Origin of the sequence: Fictibacillus halophilus (genome assembly GCF_016401385.1) — a bacterium.
Classification (GTDB): domain Bacteria; phylum Bacillota; class Bacilli; order Bacillales; family Fictibacillaceae; genus Fictibacillus; species Fictibacillus halophilus.
This window is the reverse complement of record NZ_JAEACF010000006.1, coordinates 23,865-43,526: the sequence shown is the minus strand read 5'-3', so window position 1 is coordinate 43,526 and position 19,662 is coordinate 23,865. Positions and strand designations below refer to the sequence as shown.

General features: G+C 40.3%; 20 protein-coding genes. All 20 read left to right on the top strand.

Going from position 1 to position 19,662, the window contains the following annotated elements; translation table 11 throughout:
- Positions 1 to 69 precede the first annotated feature (69 nt).
- Entirely contained in the window at positions 70 to 633 is a 564-nt protein-coding gene (gene rnmV, locus I5J82_RS19960; protein WP_198769454.1) for a ribonuclease M5, read from the top strand.
- A 6-nt stretch (positions 634 to 639) separates the two neighbouring features.
- Positions 640 to 1,515: a 16S rRNA (adenine(1518)-N(6)/adenine(1519)-N(6))-dimethyltransferase RsmA gene (gene rsmA / locus I5J82_RS19955; protein ID WP_198769453.1), complete on the top strand. Its 876-nt coding sequence runs from the start codon at positions 640 to 642 to the stop codon at positions 1,513 to 1,515.
- 87 nt (positions 1,516 to 1,602) lie between these two features.
- Positions 1,603 to 2,469 carry a sporulation peptidase YabG gene (yabG, locus tag I5J82_RS19950; RefSeq protein ID WP_066390493.1) on the top strand — a complete coding sequence of 289 codons (867 nt, stop codon included), beginning with the start codon at positions 1,603 to 1,605 and terminating at the stop codon, positions 2,467 to 2,469.
- A gap of 330 nt (positions 2,470 to 2,799) precedes the next feature.
- Complete coding sequence (veg, locus tag I5J82_RS19945; protein ID WP_066238125.1) at positions 2,800 to 3,060, top strand: biofilm formation stimulator Veg; 261 nt, start codon at positions 2,800 to 2,802, stop codon at positions 3,058 to 3,060.
- 132 nt (positions 3,061 to 3,192) lie between these two features.
- Positions 3,193 to 3,375, top strand: coding sequence for a small, acid-soluble spore protein, alpha/beta type (locus I5J82_RS19940; protein WP_198769452.1), 183 nt, complete (start codon positions 3,193 to 3,195; stop codon positions 3,373 to 3,375).
- Positions 3,376 to 3,518: 143 nt separating this feature from the next.
- Entirely contained in the window at positions 3,519 to 4,382 is an 864-nt protein-coding gene (gene ispE / locus I5J82_RS19935) for a 4-(cytidine 5'-diphospho)-2-C-methyl-D-erythritol kinase (RefSeq protein WP_198769451.1), read from the top strand.
- Between the two features lie 60 nt (positions 4,383 to 4,442).
- On the top strand, positions 4,443 to 5,273 hold the full coding sequence (purR, locus tag I5J82_RS19930) for a pur operon repressor (protein ID WP_066390500.1): 831 nt from the start codon (positions 4,443 to 4,445) through the stop codon (positions 5,271 to 5,273).
- Entirely contained in the window at positions 5,273 to 5,647 is a 375-nt protein-coding gene (locus tag I5J82_RS19925; protein WP_198769450.1) for a RidA family protein, read from the top strand. The genes purR and I5J82_RS19925 overlap by 1 nt, the downstream gene beginning before the upstream one ends.
- A gap of 535 nt (positions 5,648 to 6,182) precedes the next feature.
- A complete protein-coding gene (spoVG, locus tag I5J82_RS19920; RefSeq protein ID WP_066238133.1) occupies positions 6,183 to 6,473 on the top strand; it encodes a septation regulator SpoVG in 291 nt (96 codons plus the stop codon).
- A gap of 248 nt (positions 6,474 to 6,721) precedes the next feature.
- Complete coding sequence (gene glmU / locus I5J82_RS19915; protein WP_198769449.1) at positions 6,722 to 8,107, top strand: bifunctional UDP-N-acetylglucosamine diphosphorylase/glucosamine-1-phosphate N-acetyltransferase GlmU; 1,386 nt, start codon at positions 6,722 to 6,724, stop codon at positions 8,105 to 8,107.
- A gap of 30 nt (positions 8,108 to 8,137) precedes the next feature.
- On the top strand, positions 8,138 to 9,088 hold the full coding sequence (locus I5J82_RS19910; protein WP_066390512.1) for a ribose-phosphate diphosphokinase: 951 nt from the start codon (positions 8,138 to 8,140) through the stop codon (positions 9,086 to 9,088).
- 287 nt (positions 9,089 to 9,375) lie between these two features.
- The gene (locus I5J82_RS19905; protein ID WP_144704816.1) at positions 9,376 to 10,029 is read left to right on the top strand and encodes a 50S ribosomal protein L25/general stress protein Ctc; all 654 of its coding nucleotides are present in this window, start codon (positions 9,376 to 9,378) and stop codon (positions 10,027 to 10,029) included.
- Between the two features lie 109 nt (positions 10,030 to 10,138).
- Positions 10,139 to 10,699, top strand: coding sequence for an aminoacyl-tRNA hydrolase (gene pth, locus I5J82_RS19900; protein ID WP_198769448.1), 561 nt, complete (start codon positions 10,139 to 10,141; stop codon positions 10,697 to 10,699).
- Positions 10,700 to 10,763: 64 nt separating this feature from the next.
- The gene (fin, locus tag I5J82_RS19895; protein ID WP_066390519.1) at positions 10,764 to 10,994 is read left to right on the top strand and encodes an anti-sigma-F factor Fin; all 231 of its coding nucleotides are present in this window, start codon (positions 10,764 to 10,766) and stop codon (positions 10,992 to 10,994) included.
- Between the two features lie 329 nt (positions 10,995 to 11,323).
- Positions 11,324 to 14,863, top strand: coding sequence for a transcription-repair coupling factor (mfd, locus tag I5J82_RS19890; protein ID WP_198769447.1), 3,540 nt, complete (start codon positions 11,324 to 11,326; stop codon positions 14,861 to 14,863).
- A gap of 141 nt (positions 14,864 to 15,004) precedes the next feature.
- A complete protein-coding gene (gene spoVT, locus I5J82_RS19885) occupies positions 15,005 to 15,541 on the top strand; it encodes a stage V sporulation protein T (protein WP_137792166.1) in 537 nt (178 codons plus the stop codon).
- Between the two features lie 215 nt (positions 15,542 to 15,756).
- The gene (locus I5J82_RS19880) at positions 15,757 to 17,343 is read left to right on the top strand and encodes a putative polysaccharide biosynthesis protein (protein ID WP_198769446.1); all 1,587 of its coding nucleotides are present in this window, start codon (positions 15,757 to 15,759) and stop codon (positions 17,341 to 17,343) included.
- The gene (gene yabN / locus I5J82_RS19875; protein WP_198769445.1) at positions 17,343 to 18,785 is read left to right on the top strand and encodes a bifunctional methyltransferase/pyrophosphohydrolase YabN; all 1,443 of its coding nucleotides are present in this window, start codon (positions 17,343 to 17,345) and stop codon (positions 18,783 to 18,785) included. Before I5J82_RS19880 ends, yabN begins: the two co-directional genes overlap by 1 nt.
- A gap of 127 nt (positions 18,786 to 18,912) precedes the next feature.
- Positions 18,913 to 19,185, top strand: a complete 273-nt coding sequence (locus tag I5J82_RS19870) for an HU family DNA-binding protein (protein WP_066238167.1) — start codon at positions 18,913 to 18,915, stop codon at positions 19,183 to 19,185.
- A gap of 2 nt (positions 19,186 to 19,187) precedes the next feature.
- A complete protein-coding gene (locus I5J82_RS19865; RefSeq protein WP_066390530.1) occupies positions 19,188 to 19,454 on the top strand; it encodes an RNA-binding S4 domain-containing protein in 267 nt (88 codons plus the stop codon).
- Positions 19,455 to 19,662 lie beyond the last annotated feature (208 nt).

Below are 19,662 nucleotides of genomic sequence, written 5' to 3'. Positions count from 1 at the left end.
AGATGTTTTGTCGTTCAATACATTAGACGTTGCAATACCTAAAAAGGTTTCACCGTTTTGGAGGAAATCATGAAAAAAATTAAAGAAATTATTGTCGTTGAAGGAAAAAGCGATACCCTTGCTATAAAACGATCTGTATTGGCAGATACAATAGAAACAAATGGTTCAGAAATTAGCATCGATACGTTAAATCGCATCAAAAGAGCACATGAGACTCGAGGGATCATTGTTTTTACGGACCCTGATTTTCCAGGCAAGCGAATACGTGAAATCATTTCGGAGCATGTGCCAGGCTGTAAACACGCTTACTTAGAAAAAGCTGATGCCATCGCAAAGGGAGATAAGGGTGTCGGAGTAGAACATGCGTCACGAGAAGCCATAGTCGATGCGCTTGAACACGTTAGAGAAGAACTATTAGAAGTAGAAGATGAGTTGATCTCATGGGAAGATCTGATGGCCGCAGGATTAACGGGCGGATCAGATTCAAAACATAGACGTGAAGTGATCGGAAGAGAGCTGCGTTTAGGTTATATGAATGCGAAACAGTTACATAAACGTCTAAATATGTTCAGAGTCACTCCAGAGGAATTTGAGCAGGCTTTAAAGGCGCTTTATAAGAATGAGGAGGAATAAAGGCATATGAGAAAAGATATATCGACTCCGCAATCGACGAAAGCCATACTCGAGAAGCACGGCTTTACGTTTAAAAAGAGTCTGGGTCAAAATTTCTTGATCGATCGCAATATCTTAAACAATATCGTAAATGCTGCAGACTTAACAGAGAACTCAGGAGTCATTGAAATTGGTCCTGGAATCGGAGCATTAACGGAGTTTATCGCAAGATCATCAAAAAAAGCAGTGGCGTTTGAGATTGACCAACGCCTTCTACCTATATTAGAAGAAACGTTAGCTCCTTATCCACATGTAGATGTCATCCATAGTGATGTACTAAAAGCGGATATTCATGCTGTTATTAAAGAACACTTTGAAGAAGGCCAAGATTTAATGGTTGTCGCGAACTTGCCTTATTACGTTACTACACCAATTATTATGAAACTTCTCCAAGACAAGCTTCCGATTCGAGGCATCGTATGTATGATTCAAAAAGAGGTTGCTGACCGTCTTGCAGCTTCACCTGGTACGAAGGATTATAACTCGTTGTCTATCGCCATCCAATATTACGCAACAGCTGAAACGATGATCAAGGTACCGAAGACCGTATTTGTGCCAGCTCCTAATGTGGATTCATCTGTCATTAAGCTGACACTACGAAAAGAACCGGCAGTTTCCGTAAAGGACGAAGATTTCTTCTTTCATGTCGTGAGATCATCTTTTGCACAAAGAAGAAAGACACTATGGAACAACCTGACAAGCCAGCTCGTTCCAAAAGATAAGAAAGAAGAGCTCCAAGCGATCTTAGAATCGATCGATATCGATCCGAAGCGTAGAGGAGAGACCCTCTCTATTGAGGAATTTGGTAAATTAGCAGACGCTCTTTTACCTCTCGTAAAATAAACCTCATTTTTCCCCCATCTCACACATAACCTTATAAAAGGAACAGTGGGAGCTATGGAGCTTGTTACTCCGAATAGGGGGAGTAAAATGAAACTAGAGATTGGATCAATTGTAAGCCGAAACTCTTACAAACGAGATTTACTATTTCGGGTTGTAGGATTCAGCGAGGATCGGACGATTGCTGAACTTGCTGGAGAAGAGCTCAGACTATGGGCAGATGCTCCTGTCGATGACTTATTTGTCGTTGATGACAAGCATATGTCTGAACATAGGCAAGTGGAAAAAGAAAAAGAAGAGTCTTCATTAAAATTATTCAGGCAGGACTATTATTTATTAAGGCAGAAGAGAGAGTATTTATCGACGAACGGATATCAATATGACCAATCCTACTTTGAGCTTCCTGGTAGAGTACTTCATATTGACGGAGACCCTTTATACTTAAATAAATGTTTGGAGCTTTATAAGAAGCTGGGAGTGCCTGTGTATGGCATTCATATGAAGGAATCAGAAATGCCTGAGAAAGTTCCTGCGCTCGTGGATGAGGTAAGACCTGATATTCTTGTTATCACGGGTCACGATGCGTATATGAAGTCAAAAGGCGATGTGTCAGATGTGAATGCGTATCGTCATACCAAATATTTCGTTAGAACCGTTCGTGAAGTGAGAAGAAAATATACGCACCTTGATCACTTAATGATTTTTGCGGGTGCCTGTCAGTCCCATTTTGAATCGTTAATAAAAGTAGGCTCAAATTTTGCTAGCTCTCCTGCTCGTATAAATATCCATGCGCTCGATCCGGTCTATATTGTCTCAAAGATTAGCTTGACGTCTTTTATGGACCGTGTAAACGTCATGGACGTCCTCCGAAACACCTTAACAGGTAAAGAAGGATTAGGCGGTGTTGAGACAAAGGGATTTCTAAGAACGGGTATGCCGATCAAATCAAAGCCATAAACCATCAAACTCCGAAAAACTTCGGAGTTTTTTTGCGTTGAGATATGATATACAGCTAACGTGTAAGACCCCTGTGTTGTACGCGTTTTTTGTCGTTCCCAAAAAAGATAAACAAAAGAAATTTATATCAAAAGTGCCCGAATTAAACAAATATTTGTAAGAAATATTCATTTTATACATAATGTACAGGAAATTTGGCATACTAAAAAAAGCAAAAAAAGGATATTTGGTCATTGACATGAAAATGCTTTGCTTGCTATAATGAAAATTTTAATTTGACAAAAAAACACGATTTGTGTTATAATTTGTCTAAGTGAGGTGGAGCCTAAAATGGGTAAAACAATAGTGGACATTAGACGCTCTTTAGAGTCCAACGTGGGTAGAAGACTTTCTTTACGTGCGAACGGCGGTCGACGTAAAACGATCGAACGACTTGGAACACTGGAAGAAACATACCCGGCAGTTTTTATTATCAAATTAGATCAGGACACCAACGCTTTTGAACGTGTTTCTTATAGTTACGCGGATGTACTCACAGAAACAGTAGAACTTACATTCTTAGAAGATACACAAGCAGCAATCGGGCAGTAAGAGTCTTTACTGCTATTTTTTTTACTTGCTGGTTGTGGTCGGCATAAAAAATACATATAATCAGCACCATCACGTAAGATAAAACCCCTTTTGGAGATACTATGATGTATCGCATATGAAAGGGGTTTTCTTATGGGACGAAGAAAAAATGGAATGATGTCTGAGGGGTTAAAAACAGAGATCGCAAAAGAACTTGGTTTTTACGATACTGTTCAACGTGAAGGCTGGGGCGGAATTCGCTCAAAGGACGCAGGGAACATGGTTAAACGCGCTTTAGAGATCGCTGAACAACGCTTAAACAACGAAAACAGATAAATATGCGGTAGTTCTAGCCGGAGGCCAATCGTGTCTCCGGTTTTTCTCTACAGAGTGTGTTTGATTTTATCTATATTTCACGCCACATACTGTGTTACTATTAAAAATATCAAAATTGTGCAAGATGGTAGGCAGGGATAATGATGACAATTAATAAAGTATCCATTAAAGCTCCAGCAAAAATTAATCTGTCTCTCGACGCTTTGCGTAAGAGAGAAGACGGATTTCATGAAGTGGCTATGGTAATGACCACGGTAGATCTAGCTGACCGGATCGAACTAACTTTATTAGAGGCAGACGAAATTAAAATCGAAAGTTCAGGTGGCTTTGTTCCGCTCGATGAACGAAATCTTGCCTTTCAGGCAGCATTGCTTTTAAAGAAAACATTTAACATAACAAAAGGTGTTTATATACATATATCAAAGCATATACCTGTTGCAGCCGGATTAGCTGGGGGAAGCAGTGATGCGGCAGCTACACTAAAAGGACTCAATGAACTCTGGGGACTAGGGTTATCATTGGATGAATTGGCTGAGCTTGGTGCGAAGATCGGTTCTGACGTTTCTTTTTGCGTGTATGGAGGTACAGCATTAGCGACGGGTAGAGGTGAAAAAATCCATCATATCTCATCGCCACCTCCTTGTTGGGTGCTCTTAGCTAAGCCGCCGATCGGAGTTTCTACAGGTGAAGTGTATCGTAACTTAAAGCTTCAAGGCATAAAGCATCCTGATGTGGAAGGGATGGTCAAAGCCATTGAGGAAAAAGATTATGATAAGATCTGCAGCCTTCTAGGAAATGTTTTAGAAACAGTTACGCTCAAGATGTATCCGGAAGTTAAACACATCAAAGAGCAGATGATGCGCCTTGGAGCAGACGCTGTGCTTATGAGTGGAAGCGGACCAACTGTTTTCGGTCTGTTTCAGCACGAATCCCGACTTCAAAGAGTGTATAACGGTTTAAGAGGCTTTTGTCATGAAGTTTATGCTGTTCGTTTATTAGGGGAATGATTGATAAAATCCGTATAAAAATGGTATATTATCTTCAAACATTCGGTTTTGGAGGATAATATGAAATTAAAAAGAAGCGGAAGAATGGTAGATTTAACAGGTTACCTTCTTCACCATCCCCACCAACTCATCCCTTTATCTTATTTTGTAGAACGGTACGAATCGGCTAAATCTTCTATAAGTGAAGATCTTGCTATTATTAAAGAACACTTTGAGCAGCACGGTTTAGGGCATGTTCAAACGGTTCCAGGTGCAGCCGGCGGCGTTAAATATATCCCAGGCATCGATCAAGCAGAAGCGGAAGAAACGGTGAAAGAACTCGTTGAACTGCTCGAAGATCCGAGCCGTATCTTACCTGGAGGATATTTGTACGTAACAGATATCATCGGAAACCCCAGATTAGTGAATCAGATCGGAAGGCTGTTCGCATCTGTTTTCTCATCAAGAAAAATCGATGTTGTCATGACGATCGCAACGAAGGGTATCCCGCTTGCATATGCAGTGGCGACACATTTAAACGTTCCTGTCGTCGTGGTACGAAGCAACAGCAGAGTAACAGAAGGATCTACCGTGAGTATCAACTATGTTTCGGGTTCAACAAAACGCATCCAGACCATGGCTCTTGCGAGAAGAAGCATCAAACAGGGCTCACGTGTACTCATCATCGACGATTTTATGAAAGCGGGCGGAACGATCAAGGGCATGATCAGCTTGATCGAAGAGTTTCAGGCGCACATTGAAGGAATTGGTGTTCTCGTTGAGGCTCAAGAAGTTTCAGAAAGACTTGTAGATGATTATGTTTCCATTGCACGACTTGCACAAGTGAACGAAAAAGAAAATCGCATCGAAGTGGAAAAAGGTAATTACTTTCTAAACGGAGGTCAAGCGTGATGAAAAAAATTCATACAGAAGAAGCACCTGCAGCAATCGGTCCTTATTCTCAAGGGATTGTAATCGACAAATTATTCTTCAGTTCAGGTCAGATTCCTCTAACGAAAGAAGGAGTTATGATCGATGGAGATGTAAAAGAACAAACACATCAAGTGTTTCAAAATCTACAAGCGGTCTTGAAAGAAGCAGGCTCTTCACTTGATCAAGTCGTGAAAGCAACGGTTTTTATTAAAGACATGAACGAGTTTGCAGATATTAATGAAGTGTATGGTCAATATTTCAACGACCATAAGCCAGCAAGATCTTGTGTAGAAGTTGCAAGGCTCCCGAAAGATGCAAAAGTAGAAATAGAAGTCATCGCACTTACAAAATAAGTCCCTGTGGGGCTTATTTTTTTACCTTTTTTAAAAGTTCCTTTATATAGCAGCTGTGAGACCGCGGGTCTTTATTGGGGCTTGAGGGTATAGGGATGGTTTTTTGTTGTCGGAATTTGTAAACTCGCAGGAATATCTTCAAAATTTCTAGAAATAAGTTTTATATTTCTTGAAATACCTTGTTAGATACCCTATTAGGTATAAGTAGTGCCGATTTTGAACAATCAAAAATAACTGAAACTCACCTGTTTTTTCTCTTAAAACTTTTCACTACCCACTTCACTCTTAGAATAGGTTCTTTTCCTTCAAAAAATAATCATTAACCTTCTAATTTATTTCTACGATCAAATTTCGTCGTAACCTATAGAACCGATCTCTAAAAGAATAAAAAAAACTCTATTTGAACTTCAAAACACTAGACTAGATGGGGCGCCACAAATATTTTAAAAATTTTTATTATTCAAAGAAGGATTTTGTAAAAAGCTGCAGAATTGTAGTATTACGTTCTTATTTTGGAAAAAGGTGGTGTTTGTGAATGGAAGTGACTGACGTAAGATTACGCCGTGTAAATACAGAAGGCCGTATGAAAGCGATTGCCTCCATTACAATCGATCATGAATTTGTCATTCATGATATTAGGGTAATCGATGGCAATAATGGAATGTTCGTAGCTATGCCAAGCAAACGAACACCAGATGGAGAGTTCCGTGACATCGCGCATCCGATCACGTCTAGTACACGTGAGAAGATCCAAAACGCGGTGTTAACAGAATATCACCGTATGGGAGAGATGGAGTCTGCTTTAGAAGAAGCAGGGGCTTCATAATATCTCAATAAGAATTTAGAGCCTAGTCTGAATGATTGGGTTCTTTTTATTTGCTCTTTTTTCCTCATAAGAAAGAACCTTCCTATATATACCCCTTCTTTATAAAAAAATCACCTCATTTTTCAATAAAATTTATCAAACCATTGACAATCCCGCGTCACTTCTTGAAATGACTACGGGTTTAAGATATATTCGTAATGGTATGTTAAGAAATATTTAAGATTTAGGAAAATGGATGGAGGTTCACAATGACAAATCGCTATGCGGTCATTCTTGCTGCGGGTCAAGGAACAAGGATGAAATCCAAATTATATAAAGTGTTGCATCCTGTTTGTGGGAAACCAATGGTTCAACATGTTGTTGATCAAATCAACTCTCTTCAAATGAAACAGTTGGTGGCAGTAGTCGGCCATGGTGCTGAAAAAGTTCAAGACCAACTAGGATCTGACGTTCAGTATGTCCTTCAAGAAGAGCAGCTTGGTACAGCACATGCTGTTATGCAAGCTGAAAGCGCCCTAGCAAATAAAGAAGGAATCACACTTGTTGTTTGTGGTGATACACCTCTTATTACATCGGAAACAATGCAAAAGCTGATCGCTGAACATGAATCTCTTGGTGCAAAAGCTACGATTCTAACAGCTAAGGCTGAAGACCCTTCTGGATACGGACGCATTATCCGTAACAGTGAAGGAACGGTTGAGCGTAATGTAGAACACAAGGACGCATCTGAAGAAGAGCGTAAAGTGACTGAGATCAATACAGGAACTTACTGCTTTGACAATAAGGCGTTGTTTGATGCGCTTAAACAAGTAAATAACGAAAACGTACAAGGCGAATATTATTTGCCAGATGTTATAGAGATCTTAAAGAATGCAGGCGAAGTAGTAGCTGCTTATCAAACACCAGATTTTAATGAAACATTAGGTGTAAATGATCGAGTAGCATTATCACAAGCTGAACGATATATGAAGAAACGAATTAACGAACGCCATATGAGAAATGGTGTTACATTGATCGATCCTGATCAAACCTATATTTCAGATGACGCGGTAATCGGAAGTGATACGGTCATCTATCCTGGGACTGTAATCTTAGGACAAACGAAAATAGGAGAAGAAAACATAATCGGTCCTCAATCTGAGATTAAAGATAGTGTTATTGGAAATGGAAACACGATTCGTCAATCTGTTATTCATGATAGTGAAGTTGGAGATCTGACAGCAATCGGTCCATTTGCTCACATCCGTCCGAAGTCCGTTCTTGAGAACAAAGTAAAGATCGGAAACTTTGTAGAAATAAAAAAATCTGTGATGAGTACAGGAAGTAAAGCGTCTCATCTTAGCTATATCGGCGATGCTGAGATCGGCAAAGATGTAAATCTTGGCTGCGGATCTATCACAGTGAATTACGATGGTAAGAACAAGTTCTTAACAAAGGTAGAAGATGGGGCGTTTATTGGTTGTAACTCTAACCTAGTTGCTCCAGTCACCGTAGGCAAAAATGCTTATGTTGCAGCTGGCTCAACAATAACAAATGATGTTCCTGCTGAATCATTATCCATCGCAAGATCGCGTCAAACTGTTAAAGAAAACTACGTTCAAAAGTTAAACGAAAAACAAAACCAAAACCAATAATTTTAAGAGTGGGGAAGGATGGAGCCATCAATGAGTACGTATGTAGATCCTACATTGAAAGTTTTCACGTTAAATTCTAACAAGGAATTATCAAAGGAGATTGCTCAGCACATTGGAATTGAGCTCGGGGAAAGTTCAGTAACAAAGTTTAGTGACGGGGAAATTCAGATTAACATTGAAGAAAGTATTCGTGGCTGTGAAGTTTACGTTATTCAATCTACAAGTGATCCAGTTAACCAACACTTAATGGAACTTTTAATCATGATTGATGCTTTAAAGCGTGCTTCTGCAAAAACGATTAACGTAGTAATGCCTTACTATGGCTATGCACGTCAAGACCGTAAAGCACGCGCACGTGAGCCGATTACAGCTAAACTTGTAGCTAACCTGCTTGAAACTGCTGGTGCAACTCGTGTTATTGCAATCGATCTTCATGCTACTCAAATTCAAGGCTTCTTCGACATCCCAGTTGATCAATTACTTGGTGTGCCGATCTTAGCAAATTATTTTGCAAACAAAGAATTAGATGATATTGTAATCGTATCGCCAGATCATGGCGGAGTTACTAGAGCAAGAAAGATGGCTGATCGCTTAAAAGCACCAATCGCTATCATTGATAAGCGACGTCCTCGCCCGAACGTATCTGAAGTTATGAACATCGTTGGTAACATTGAAGGAAAAACAGCGATCTTAATCGATGATATTATTGATACGGCTGGAACGATCACACTAGCAGCTAACGCACTTGTTGAAAACGGCGCGAAAGAAGTTTATGCATGCTGTACGCACCCTGTTCTTTCAGGACCTGCGATGGATCGTATCCAGAACTCTTCTATTAAAGAGCTAGTTGTTACAAACACGATCGTTCTTCCTGAAGAGAAGAAGATTGATAAAGTAACACAGCTTTCTGTAGCTCCTTTATTAGGAGAAGCAATCATTCGCGTTCATGAGCAACTTTCTGTATCTAAATTGTTTGATTAAGCTTATAAAGCTCTTCTATAGAGATTATTGCATTTGAGATTTTTTACTCTCATCTTTGAAAAGTTGATTGAAGTGGAAGGTGCGAGACTCCTGGGGGCTCACCGCACGCCCCCCGGAAAGCGAGCACCTGAAACGGAAATCAACTACTTTCAAGAGCAACATGGAAAACACTAATCAACTTTCGCTTAAGAAGTGCTTGCTAAATCGATTTCTAACTTCACGTTTTAAAATCTTTCAGTTCGGGTAATGCTTTAAAGAGACTCGAAATAGGAAAGGTGGATCTCATTATGGCAACGAATCTAACAGTCGAAAAAAGAAATACAGACAAACGTTCGATTTTAACGGAATTAAGAAGTAAAGGACATTTCCCGGCAAACCTTTATGGTTATGGGACTAAAGCTGTAGCTTTATCCGTTGATGAGCCTGAATTTATTAAAGCTTACAGAGAAGTAGGCAAGAATGGCGTACTCAAATTAAAAGTAGATGGAAAAGATTATTCTGTCATGGTACAGGATATGCAAGTACATCCTTTGAAAAATTCTGTTACGCACGTAGATTTTCTAGCAATTGACTTAAATAAAGAAACAGAAGCAGAGGTGCCAGTTGTTTTAACAGGTGAATCTGTTGGTGTTAAAGAAGGCGGAGTATTGCAACGTGTACTTGCAACAGTAAATGTTAAAGCATTACCTGCTGACTTCCCAGAACAATTAGAAGCTTCTGTTGAAGAATTAAATATAGGTGATTCCTTATCCGTTAAGGACTTACCAACAGGCAAAAAATACGAAATTCTTCACGAGGAAGACGAAGTGATTGCGAGTGTAACACCTCCAAAACTTCAAGATGAAGAAACGGACGAAGAAACAGAAGAAGCGGATGCTGAAGGAGATGCTCCAGAATCCTCTGAATCTGTTGCTGATGACAGTCAAGAAGAAGAAAAGTAAGACGAATAGAATGAATGAATATAAAAACGCAGCGACCGCTGCGTTTTTATTCTGTTATGCCAATTGTGTATAATGTTCATAAGACAATTGAAGGTAAGGTGAACATAAAGTGAAATTGTTTATTGGGCTCGGGAATCCAGGATCTCGATTTGATGGCACCCGGCATAATATAGGTTTTGAAGTAATAGATACATTATCAGACTCCTTAAATATCCCCATGCAACAAACCAAGTTCAAAGGAATTTACGGAACAGGTGTGGTTGGAGGAGAAAAAGTATTCTTATTAAAACCGCTAACGTATATGAATTTATCTGGAGAATGTATAGGTCCTTTCATGGATTATTTTCAGATTCCATTAGAAGATATGATTGTCGTGTACGATGATCTCGACACGGTTCCAGGAAAACTAAGACTTCGTACAAAGGGAAGCGCAGGCGGGCATAACGGTATTAAATCTATGATCGCTCACCTTGGAACGCAAGAATTTAAAAGAATTCGATTTGGTATCGGACGCCCGACGAACCAGCAACCAGTTCCTGATTTCGTTTTAAACCGTTTTTCTAAAGAGGAACTTCCAGATATCGAACATGGTATCGACCGATCTGTAAAAGCTTGTGAAGCTTTTCTAGAAACATCTTTTGATAAAGTTATGAATAAGTTTAACGGCTAAAGAATAGATTACACATGTTCCGCTCATAATGGTTAGTATAATGCTAACCGAAAGGGGACTGTGCATGGCTATTCATTACCGGTGCAGGCATTGTAAAACACATGTTGGTACGATTGATCACCATACTGTGAATGCAGCACAACTCGGATTTGAAACATTAAGTAACGAAGAACGGCAGGAATTACTCTCCTATAAAGAGAATGGAGATATAGAAGTTACAACGACATGTGAGGATTGTCAGGATACGTTAGAACGTAATCCGGAGTATCATACACTGAAATCCTTTATTCAATAAGGTAATGCTTTGGCCACAGCCTATCTAAGCGGGCCAAAGCCTTTTTCTGTTTAAAATAGCTGCTTTCGTATTCCTTTGATGTCTTAGAAAGTAGTTGATTTTCGTTCCAGATGCTCGCTTTCCGCGGGGCAGGCGGTGAGCCCCTTGCCGCTTTGCGCCTTTAAGGGTCTCACCTGACCGCTTGTCCCGCAGGAGTCTCGCATCTTACACTACAATCAACTTATCAATGAAGGGATCCTAAAGTCAACAAGCCATAATCTTTTTGAAAACAGACATGAAATTATTATCATAGAATCAATGACTAGCTCTTGTGAGAGGGGGAATAAGAAATGCTTGGATTGAAGAAATATTTTAGTCAGGGAGAAGACTTTAAATCCATAATGGATGGCATCAATGGAGGATTGAAAGAACAACTCGTCGCTGGTCTTTCAGGCTCTGCTCGAACGATGCTTATCAGCAGTCTTCATGAGAATACAGGTAAACCTCAACTCGTTGTAACCCATAATCTATTTCAAGCACAAAAACTATACGAAGATCTAACTTCTCTCTTATCTGAAGATGAAGTTTATTTATATCCTGTAAATGATCTGATCTCATCTGAGATGGCCATATCGAGTCCTGAATTAAAAAGCCAAAGAATCGAGGCTTTAAATCAGCTGAGTCAATCTTTTAAAGGTGTCATTATCACACCTGTTGCAGGTTTAAGACGATACTTGCCACCGGTTGAGGTTTGGAAAAAAGCTGGTCTTTCTTTTCAGTTAGGAGAAGATATCGATTCAGATGAAATCTTAAAAAAATTAGTCGCAATGGGTTATGAACGTTCATCAATGGTTCAAACACCTGGAGAATTTAGTGTTCGTGGTGGGATTATTGATATTTACCCGCTAACTGAAAAGAATCCTGTTCGAATCGAACTCTTCGATACAGAGATCGACTCTATCCGATATTTTGAAGCAGAAACACAGCGTTCGCAGGATAAAGTTAAAACGATTTCTATTGCTCCAGCCGAAGAACTGATTCTTTTCGATGAACATTATAACAACGCAGCAGATCGTATAGATGCGAAGCTGGCATCTACTTTGAAAAATATTAAAGATGATGCATTAAAAGAGACACTAGTTGAAAATATCAGCTATGAAACAGGAAGATTGCGTGAGAAGCAACAGTTTCAAAGCATGTATAAATACGCATCTCTTTTTTACGATGAACCGGCAAGCCTTTTGCAATACATATCACCTAACAGTTTAGTGGTTATGGATGAGATCGGCAGAATTCAAGAAACGAGTCAGCAGCTGGATAAAGAAGAGGCAGAATGGCAGACGGCACTTCTTGAGCATGGAGAGCTTGTACAAGACCTTACGATTTCGCCAGATACGAATCAATTGCTTGGTGATAAGAAGGCATTTCCAATTATATATTTATCTCTGTTTTTAAGGCATGTCCCACACACGCAACCTCAAAATATTTTAAACGTAGAATGTAAGAGCATGCAGAATTTTCACGGTCAGATGAATGTCCTAAAAGGTGAGATGGACCGGTGGAAGAAACTCGGATTTGCGATCGTTTTTATAGCGATGAACAAAGAGCGGGCGAATCGGCTTGAACGAGTACTTGCAGATTATGAGATGGATGCAGGTATCATTGGGGCAGATCAGAACATTCAACCGAAGACGAGTCAGATCCTACTTGGAGATCTTGGTAGCGGATTTGAATCTGTGAAGCAGAAGCTTGTTGTTATCACAGAGGAAGAAGTATTTACAAAAAAGGCAAAACGTCCTGCAAGAAAACAGAAGATGACGAACGCCGAGCGGATCAAGAGCTATTCTGAACTAAAAGTAGGCGATTATGTCGTTCACGTGAATCACGGGATTGGAAAGTACTTAGGGATTGAAACGCTTGAGATCAAAGGGGTCCACAAAGACTATCTGCATATTAAATATTCCGGCAATGACAAATTGTATGTTCCGGTTGAGCAGATCGACCAAGTTCAAAAATATGTAGGATCTGAAGGCAAAGAACCTAAGATCTATTCGCTAGGCGGTAGTGATTGGAAGAAAGTTAAGAGCAGAGTTAAGTCTTCGGTTCAAGATATTGCGGATGATCTCATCAAGCTTTATGCAGAGCGTGAAGCGAGCAGAGGATACGCTTTCGCTGAAGATGGTGCAGAACAGAGTGAGTTTGAGGGAAGTTTCCCTTACCAAGAAACGGACGATCAGCTTCGAGCAATCGAAGAGATTAAAAAAGACATGGAGAGCGTTCGTCCGATGGATCGACTACTTTGTGGAGATGTAGGTTACGGAAAAACGGAAGTGGCGATCCGTGCCGCGTTTAAGGCGATCATGGACGGTAAGCAAGTAGCGTTCCTTGTTCCTACTACAATCTTAGCTCAGCAGCATTTTGAAACGTTTCGTGAGCGGTTCTCTGAGTTTCCGATCACAATTGGCAGTTTAAGTCGTTTTCGGTCTAAAAAAGAGCAAAACGAAGTGCTTAAAGGTCTAAAAGCAGGGACAGTCGATATCGCGATCGGGACACACCGACTGCTTTCTAAAGATGTTCAATACAAAGATCTAGGCTTGCTCATCATTGATGAAGAGCAGCGTTTCGGGGTTACGCATAAAGAGAAGATCAAAACGCTAAAATCAAACGTGGATGTGCTTACGTTAACGGCAACGCCTATTCCGCGTACACTTCATATGTCGATGCTAGGTGTTCGTGATTTATCTGTTATTGAAACACCACCTGAGAATCGTTTCCCGGTGCAGACGTATGTGATGGACTATAATGGTTCTCTTGTTCGAGAAGCGATCGAGAGAGAGATGGGACGCGGTGGGCAAGTGTATTTCTTATACAACCGTGTAGATTCAATTGAACGAATGGCAGAGCAAATTTCTATGCTTGTCCCGGATTGCCGTGTTGCCTATGCTCACGGGCAGATGTCTGAGAATGAACTTGAAAGTGTTATGCTGGAATTCTTAGATGGAAATTATGATGTATTGGTATCTACAACGATTATTGAGACCGGTGTGGACATTCCTAACGTAAATACATTAATCGTGTACGATGCGGATAAGATGGGGCTCTCGCAGCTTTATCAGTTAAGAGGCCGGGTCGGGCGTTCTAACCGTGTCGCTTACGCGTATTTTACGTATCAACGGGATAAAGTTTTGACAGAAGTTGCGGAAAAACGGCTACAGGCGATCAAAGAATTTACCGAATTAGGATCTGGCTTTAAGATCGCGATGCGAGATCTTTCCATTCGTGGTGCGGGTAATCTCCTAGGTGCTCAACAGCATGGATTTATCGACTCTGTTGGTTTTGATCTGTACTCGCAGATGCTTGAAGAGGCGATACAAGAAAGAAAAGGTAACAAACCGAAAGAAGTGGAAGAAGACGTTGACCTCAATATTGAGGTGGATGCTTATATTCCGACGAATTATATCGGTGACGAAAAACAAAAGATTGAGATGTACAAACACGTACGAGCTGCAAAAGCTTTAAAAGATATTTCTGATTTGCAAGAGGAGTTTATCGATCGTTTCGGTGACTATCCAGTCGAAGTTGAGTGTTTACTTTTAGTAGCAGGCATTAAACTACGCGCTAAACGAGAAGGCGTGAAGACGATCGAACAGAAGCAGGATACGGTGAACATGATTCTTAATGAAAAGACGACTTCATTGGTTGATGGCGGGAAGATGTTCGAGATCGCCAATAAGATCGGCCGACACGTAAACCTCGGCATGCAGGGTAATCTGATGAAAGTAATTATTAACCGTAAACGAGTAAAAGACTTGGATCTGTTGAAGCAGATTGATCTTTTCCTAAAAGAAATGAAGCATGCTAGGAAAGAAAAGACAACAAATACACCATAAATTTTAATAACCCTTTCTTTCGTGAATAGAACAGGAGATGTAACAAATAATAAACCTAGGAAATGGAACATTCTTTCAGTGAAGGAACCATTTTGTTACATCAATGATTCATCAACATCCGAAAGAGAGGGCATTATCTATATGAAAGCAACTGGTATCGTTCGACGTATTGATGACCTCGGGCGCGTTGTCATTCCAAAAGAAATCCGCAGAACACTTCGGATTCGTGAGGGAGACCCGCTTGAGATCTTTGTAGACAGAGATGGAGAGGTCATTTTAAAGAAATATTCTCCAATTAATGAGCTAGGTGACTTCGCAAAAGAATATGCGGAAAGCCTTGCAGACAGTACAGGTCATGTTGTGTTAATTGCTGACCGTGATACATATATTGCGGTAGCTGGCGGATCCAAGAAAGATTATCACAATAAAAGCATCGGTAAAGTGGTAGAAGCCTCTATGAGTGACAGAAAGACGTTAGTGGAACCGAACGGAACGGAAGCTGAGCTGATCGATGGGATCAAAGAAAACACTTCTCACGTGATCGCGCCGATCATCGCAGGTGGAGATCCGATCGGAGCAGTCGTTATGATTGGTAAAGAAGGTAAGAAGCTTACAGAACTAGAGCAAAAACTTGCTGAAACTGCAGCTGGATTTTTAGCTAGACAGATGGAGCAATAAGAAAGGGCGATTCTGCTCTTTCTTTTTTTTCGTTATTAGAGACTTGATCTCCGTTTCAGGTGCTCGTTTACGCGGGCGTGCTCGGTGGATCGTGTATCGCAGGGCGATATGAACGGACTATGGTATAATACCTTGAATTATGTTCATTCAAAACAGATTGTGTCGACTATTGTCGTCCCGGGAAATATAAATGTTATAAATATTGAGGTTAGTTCATGAAAACAAAGAAATATTCCGTATGGGAAGGGGCTTTGCTGCTTACTTCAGCTGCCATTATCGTTAAATTACTCAGCGTCGTTTATCGGATTCCTTATCAAAACATGACGGGTGATTTTGGCTTTTATGTGTTTCAGCAAGCTTATCCTTTTTATGCAATAGCTGTTGCTATTGCGTTTACGGGCTTTCCGATGGCCCTATCAAAAATGATCGTGTCAGAGAAGAACAATGATGATCATTTAATTAAGACCGCAGCATGGACATCTGTCATGTTGGGTTTAGTATCGTTTTTATTCTTGTTTTTAGCGGCACCATTCATGGCAGAATGGATGGGAGACCGGCATTTGGAACTGCCGATTAAAGTAATCTCCGTTCTGTTTCTTTTTATTCCGCTTTCCGCTTTTTTTAGGGGAGCCTATCAAGGGTTTGGCGATATGCAATTGACTGCTGTTTCACAGTTGATCGAACAAACCATAAGAGTTTCAGGCATCTTACTTTTATCTTATTATTTCGTTTTAAAAGGGTATTCCAGTTATGAAACAGGAGCAGTAGCGCTTTCAGGATCCGTTATTGGTGCACTTGCGTCAGGATTGTTTCTTTTGTATTTTTGGAAAAAAGGTGTGACAAATACTTTTAGCTCTGAATCAAGATTTAGATTTCTATATGCCGCAGAGCTGTTAAAAACGAGTATCTATTTGTCATTAAGCGCACTGATCTTAGCGTTGATGCAGCTTGTTGATGCCTTCCTTTTCGTGAATGTTTGGATAGGAAGCGGCATGGAAGCTTATGACGCGAAACTACTGAAAGGCGTCTTTGACCGCGGTCAACCACTTCTTCAGTTAGGAACAGTGCTAGCCGCATCAGTAGCACTTGCTGTAGTACCAGAGATGGCATCGCTTGTAGCAGAAAAGAAACAAAAAGAGATTCGAACACTTGCAAAACTCTCTGTGAAAATTTCTGTAGTCTTTGGCGGAGCAGCAGCAGTTGGGCTGATCTGTATTATGAAACACCTCAATGTTATGCTGTTTAAAAATGATAATGGATCGCTTGCTCTTGCTATTCTTTGTATATCAATTATTTTCGTATCAATTATCTATACGACAACAGGACTTCTACAAGGACTCGGTCAAGGGCGGTTTGCGGCATACACCGTTCTTATAGCGGTATTGATAAAAATTGCGGGAAACTTGGTGCTCATTCCTTCTTTCGGCATGGAAGGAGCAGCTGCATCCACAGTATTGGCTACAATGGCAGCGGCGATTGCACAACTAATTAAACTTCAGTTCGTTACAAAGTTTCTAAACGGAAGCAGAAAAACAACACTGCTTGCACTATTCATCTCTTTAATTTTGATGAGTGCAGGTGTTTGGACGTGGATCCAAATGACGGAGAACTATTTATTCATGGCTGATACTCGGTTTCAAGCGATGCTGATGAGTATGAGTGCTTCATTTATTGGTGCAGTGATCTATATTCTCTGTATCTTTATGTTTAAAATATTTTCTCAAAGTGAATGGAACTCCGTCTTTCATTCAATAGGTTTTATTCAAAAGGTGTTTAAACGTCTTAAAAAAAGGAGACCATGATGACGAAGAAGATTACGATTATCGGGTTAGGTGCAGGAGATTTAGATCAGATGACACTTGGCATCTATCGCATGTTAGAATCAGCTGAAAAAGTTTACGTGCGTACGATTCATCACCCTGCGATCGAAGAATTAATGAAACAAGGAAAGGACTTTGTCGCGTTTGATGAAATCTATGAAAAGCATGATCAGTTTGAACCAGTATATGAAGAGATTGCTGAGACCTTATTTAAACAGGCAGAAGTAGAAGGCCATGTGCTTTATGCTGTACCAGGTCATCCATTAGTGGCGGAGCAAGCGGTACAGATTCTTCTTCATAAAAGTGAGAATAAAGGAATCGAAGTTTCAGTAGCAGGCGGAAAGAGTTTTCTTGATGAAATGTATACGGCACTAAAGATTGATCCGATTGAAGGTTGCCAGATACTTGATGGAACTTCTTTGAAAAAAGATGAGGTTCAGATCAGACATCATCTTGTTATCGTGCAGGTGTACGACAACTTTATCGCTTCAGAAGTAAAGCTGACATTGATGGATAAGTATCCTGATGATTATGAAGTAACGATCGTTACAGCAGCAGGAAGTGCTGAGGAATCTATTAAAGTAGTACCACTATACGAGCTAGATCAGTCTGTAACATTGAATAACTTAACCGCTGTGTATGTTCCTCCCGTAAAAGAAGAGGAGATGCTATACAGAGACTTTGCTTTCTTAAAAAACGTTATTGCTCGATTGCGCGGTCCTGGAGGCTGTCCTTGGGATCAGAAGCAAACGCATGTGACGTTAAAGAAGTATTTGATCGAGGAAGCTTATGAAGTGTTAGACGCCATTGATGAAGAAGACGATGATGCCCTAGCGGAAGAATTAGGCGATGTAATGCTTCAAGTTCTTCTTCACGCACAAATTGGGGAAGATGAAGGCTTCTTTGTTTTAGAAGACGTAATTGAAACGTTAACTGAAAAGATGATTCGTCGTCATCCTCATGTTTTTAGTGATGTTTCTCTAGATGACGCAGATGAAGTTGTGGCTAATTGGGATGCAATAAAATCACAAGAAACAGGGAAACAACATCGTGATTCATTATTAGACGGTGTACCAAAGGGAATTCCGGCTATTCAAAAAGCGTTTCTTTATCAAAAAAAGGCAGCGAAAGTTGGCTTTGATTGGAAAGAAGTTGAACCGGTAGTCGATAAGATCTTAGAAGAATTAAAAGAGTTTCAAGAAGCTGATGGCGATGAACAGCAAAAAGAATTAGGTGATCTGTTGTTCTCTGTCGTGAATCTAGCCCGTTTTTACAAGATTGATCCTGAAGAAGCTCTAAATGAAACAAACCGTAAATTTAAGAAGCGTTTTAACTACATCGAGCAGCAACTGAAGAAGCAAAGTCTTTCGTTTGACGACGTCACTTTAGAAGAAATGGACCGTCTTTGGAACGAGGCAAAATAATTTTTTTTTCAACAAAGAAGGATTATAGTGAAAAATAGAGAATATTTTCTCGAGAAATAACATGAAACCCTTAATTATAGGGGGTTTCTAGCGAAATCTTTGATAGAAACTTTAGGAGGTAATTAAAATGAACAAAAATGAATTGGTAACAAATATCTCAGAAAAGTCAGGACTTACTAAGAAAGACGTAGAAACAGTCGTTAATGGCGTAATCGATGAAATCACTTCTGCTCTAAAAGACGGAGACAAAGTACAATTTGTTGGATTCGGAACTTTCGAAACTCGTGAGCGTTCTAGCCGTACTGGCCGCAACCCTCAAACAGGTAAAGAAATTCAAATTCCAGCAGCAACTGTTCCGGCATTTAAAGCAGGAAACAAGCTGAAAGAAGCTGTTAAGTAAGCATGCGCCTAGATAAGTTTCTGAAAGTCTCACGCCTGATCAAACGGAGAACCGTGGCGAAAGAGATTTCAGATCAAGGGCGTATCTCCATCAATGGATTGCAGGCGAAGGCTTCCTCTGATGTAAAAGTAGGGGACGAGCTTGCGATACGTTTTGGCCAAAAGCTTGTTAAGGTTAAAATCAACGAGCTTAAAGATACAACAAAAAAAGAGGACGCGGATAACATGTATACCGTCCTCGAAGAAAACCGCATCGAAACGACTGAGTGAAGAACCTGATTTTTTTCAGGTTCTTTTCTTTTGCTGTTTTCGCAATCTTTGTTGCTCTTGGAAGTGGTTGATTTCCGTTCCAGGTGCTCGCTTTCCGCGGGGCAGGCGGTGAGCCACATTCGTACGTTTCACTCTTAAGTGTCTCACCTGTCTAGTTGCAGTGGCTAGCCCCTCGAGGTCAAAAGTTGAACAGTCAAGAAGGCAAAGA

What these genes read in the sequence shown, in the direction of transcription:
- I5J82_RS19870 (WP_066238167.1), top strand. Translation starts at nt 18,913, where the DNA reads ATGAACAAAAATGAATTGGTAACAAATATCTCAGAAAAGTCAGGACTT.
- spoVG (WP_066238133.1), top strand. Translation starts at nt 6,183, where the DNA reads ATGGAAGTGACTGACGTAAGATTACGCCGTGTAAATACAGAAGGCCGT.
- rsmA (WP_198769453.1), top strand. Translation starts at nt 640, where the DNA reads ATGAGAAAAGATATATCGACTCCGCAATCGACGAAAGCCATACTCGAG.
- yabG (WP_066390493.1), top strand. Translation starts at nt 1,603, where the DNA reads ATGAAACTAGAGATTGGATCAATTGTAAGCCGAAACTCTTACAAACGA.
- mfd (WP_198769447.1), top strand. Translation starts at nt 11,324, where the DNA reads ATGCTTGGATTGAAGAAATATTTTAGTCAGGGAGAAGACTTTAAATCC.
- fin (WP_066390519.1), top strand. Translation starts at nt 10,764, where the DNA reads ATGGCTATTCATTACCGGTGCAGGCATTGTAAAACACATGTTGGTACG.
- I5J82_RS19905 (WP_144704816.1), top strand. Translation starts at nt 9,376, where the DNA reads ATGGCAACGAATCTAACAGTCGAAAAAAGAAATACAGACAAACGTTCG.
- spoVT (WP_137792166.1), top strand. Translation starts at nt 15,005, where the DNA reads ATGAAAGCAACTGGTATCGTTCGACGTATTGATGACCTCGGGCGCGTT.
- ispE (WP_198769451.1), top strand. Translation starts at nt 3,519, where the DNA reads ATGACAATTAATAAAGTATCCATTAAAGCTCCAGCAAAAATTAATCTG.
- I5J82_RS19925 (WP_198769450.1), top strand. Translation starts at nt 5,273, where the DNA reads ATGAAAAAAATTCATACAGAAGAAGCACCTGCAGCAATCGGTCCTTAT.
- glmU (WP_198769449.1), top strand. Translation starts at nt 6,722, where the DNA reads ATGACAAATCGCTATGCGGTCATTCTTGCTGCGGGTCAAGGAACAAGG.
- I5J82_RS19910 (WP_066390512.1), top strand. Translation starts at nt 8,138, where the DNA reads ATGAGTACGTATGTAGATCCTACATTGAAAGTTTTCACGTTAAATTCT.
- yabN (WP_198769445.1), top strand. Translation starts at nt 17,343, where the DNA reads ATGACGAAGAAGATTACGATTATCGGGTTAGGTGCAGGAGATTTAGAT.
- rnmV (WP_198769454.1), top strand. Translation starts at nt 70, where the DNA reads ATGAAAAAAATTAAAGAAATTATTGTCGTTGAAGGAAAAAGCGATACC.
- I5J82_RS19865 (WP_066390530.1), top strand. Translation starts at nt 19,188, where the DNA reads ATGCGCCTAGATAAGTTTCTGAAAGTCTCACGCCTGATCAAACGGAGA.
- I5J82_RS19940 (WP_198769452.1), top strand. Translation starts at nt 3,193, where the DNA reads ATGGGACGAAGAAAAAATGGAATGATGTCTGAGGGGTTAAAAACAGAG.
- veg (WP_066238125.1), top strand. Translation starts at nt 2,800, where the DNA reads ATGGGTAAAACAATAGTGGACATTAGACGCTCTTTAGAGTCCAACGTG.
- I5J82_RS19880 (WP_198769446.1), top strand. Translation starts at nt 15,757, where the DNA reads ATGAAAACAAAGAAATATTCCGTATGGGAAGGGGCTTTGCTGCTTACT.
- purR (WP_066390500.1), top strand. Translation starts at nt 4,443, where the DNA reads ATGAAATTAAAAAGAAGCGGAAGAATGGTAGATTTAACAGGTTACCTT.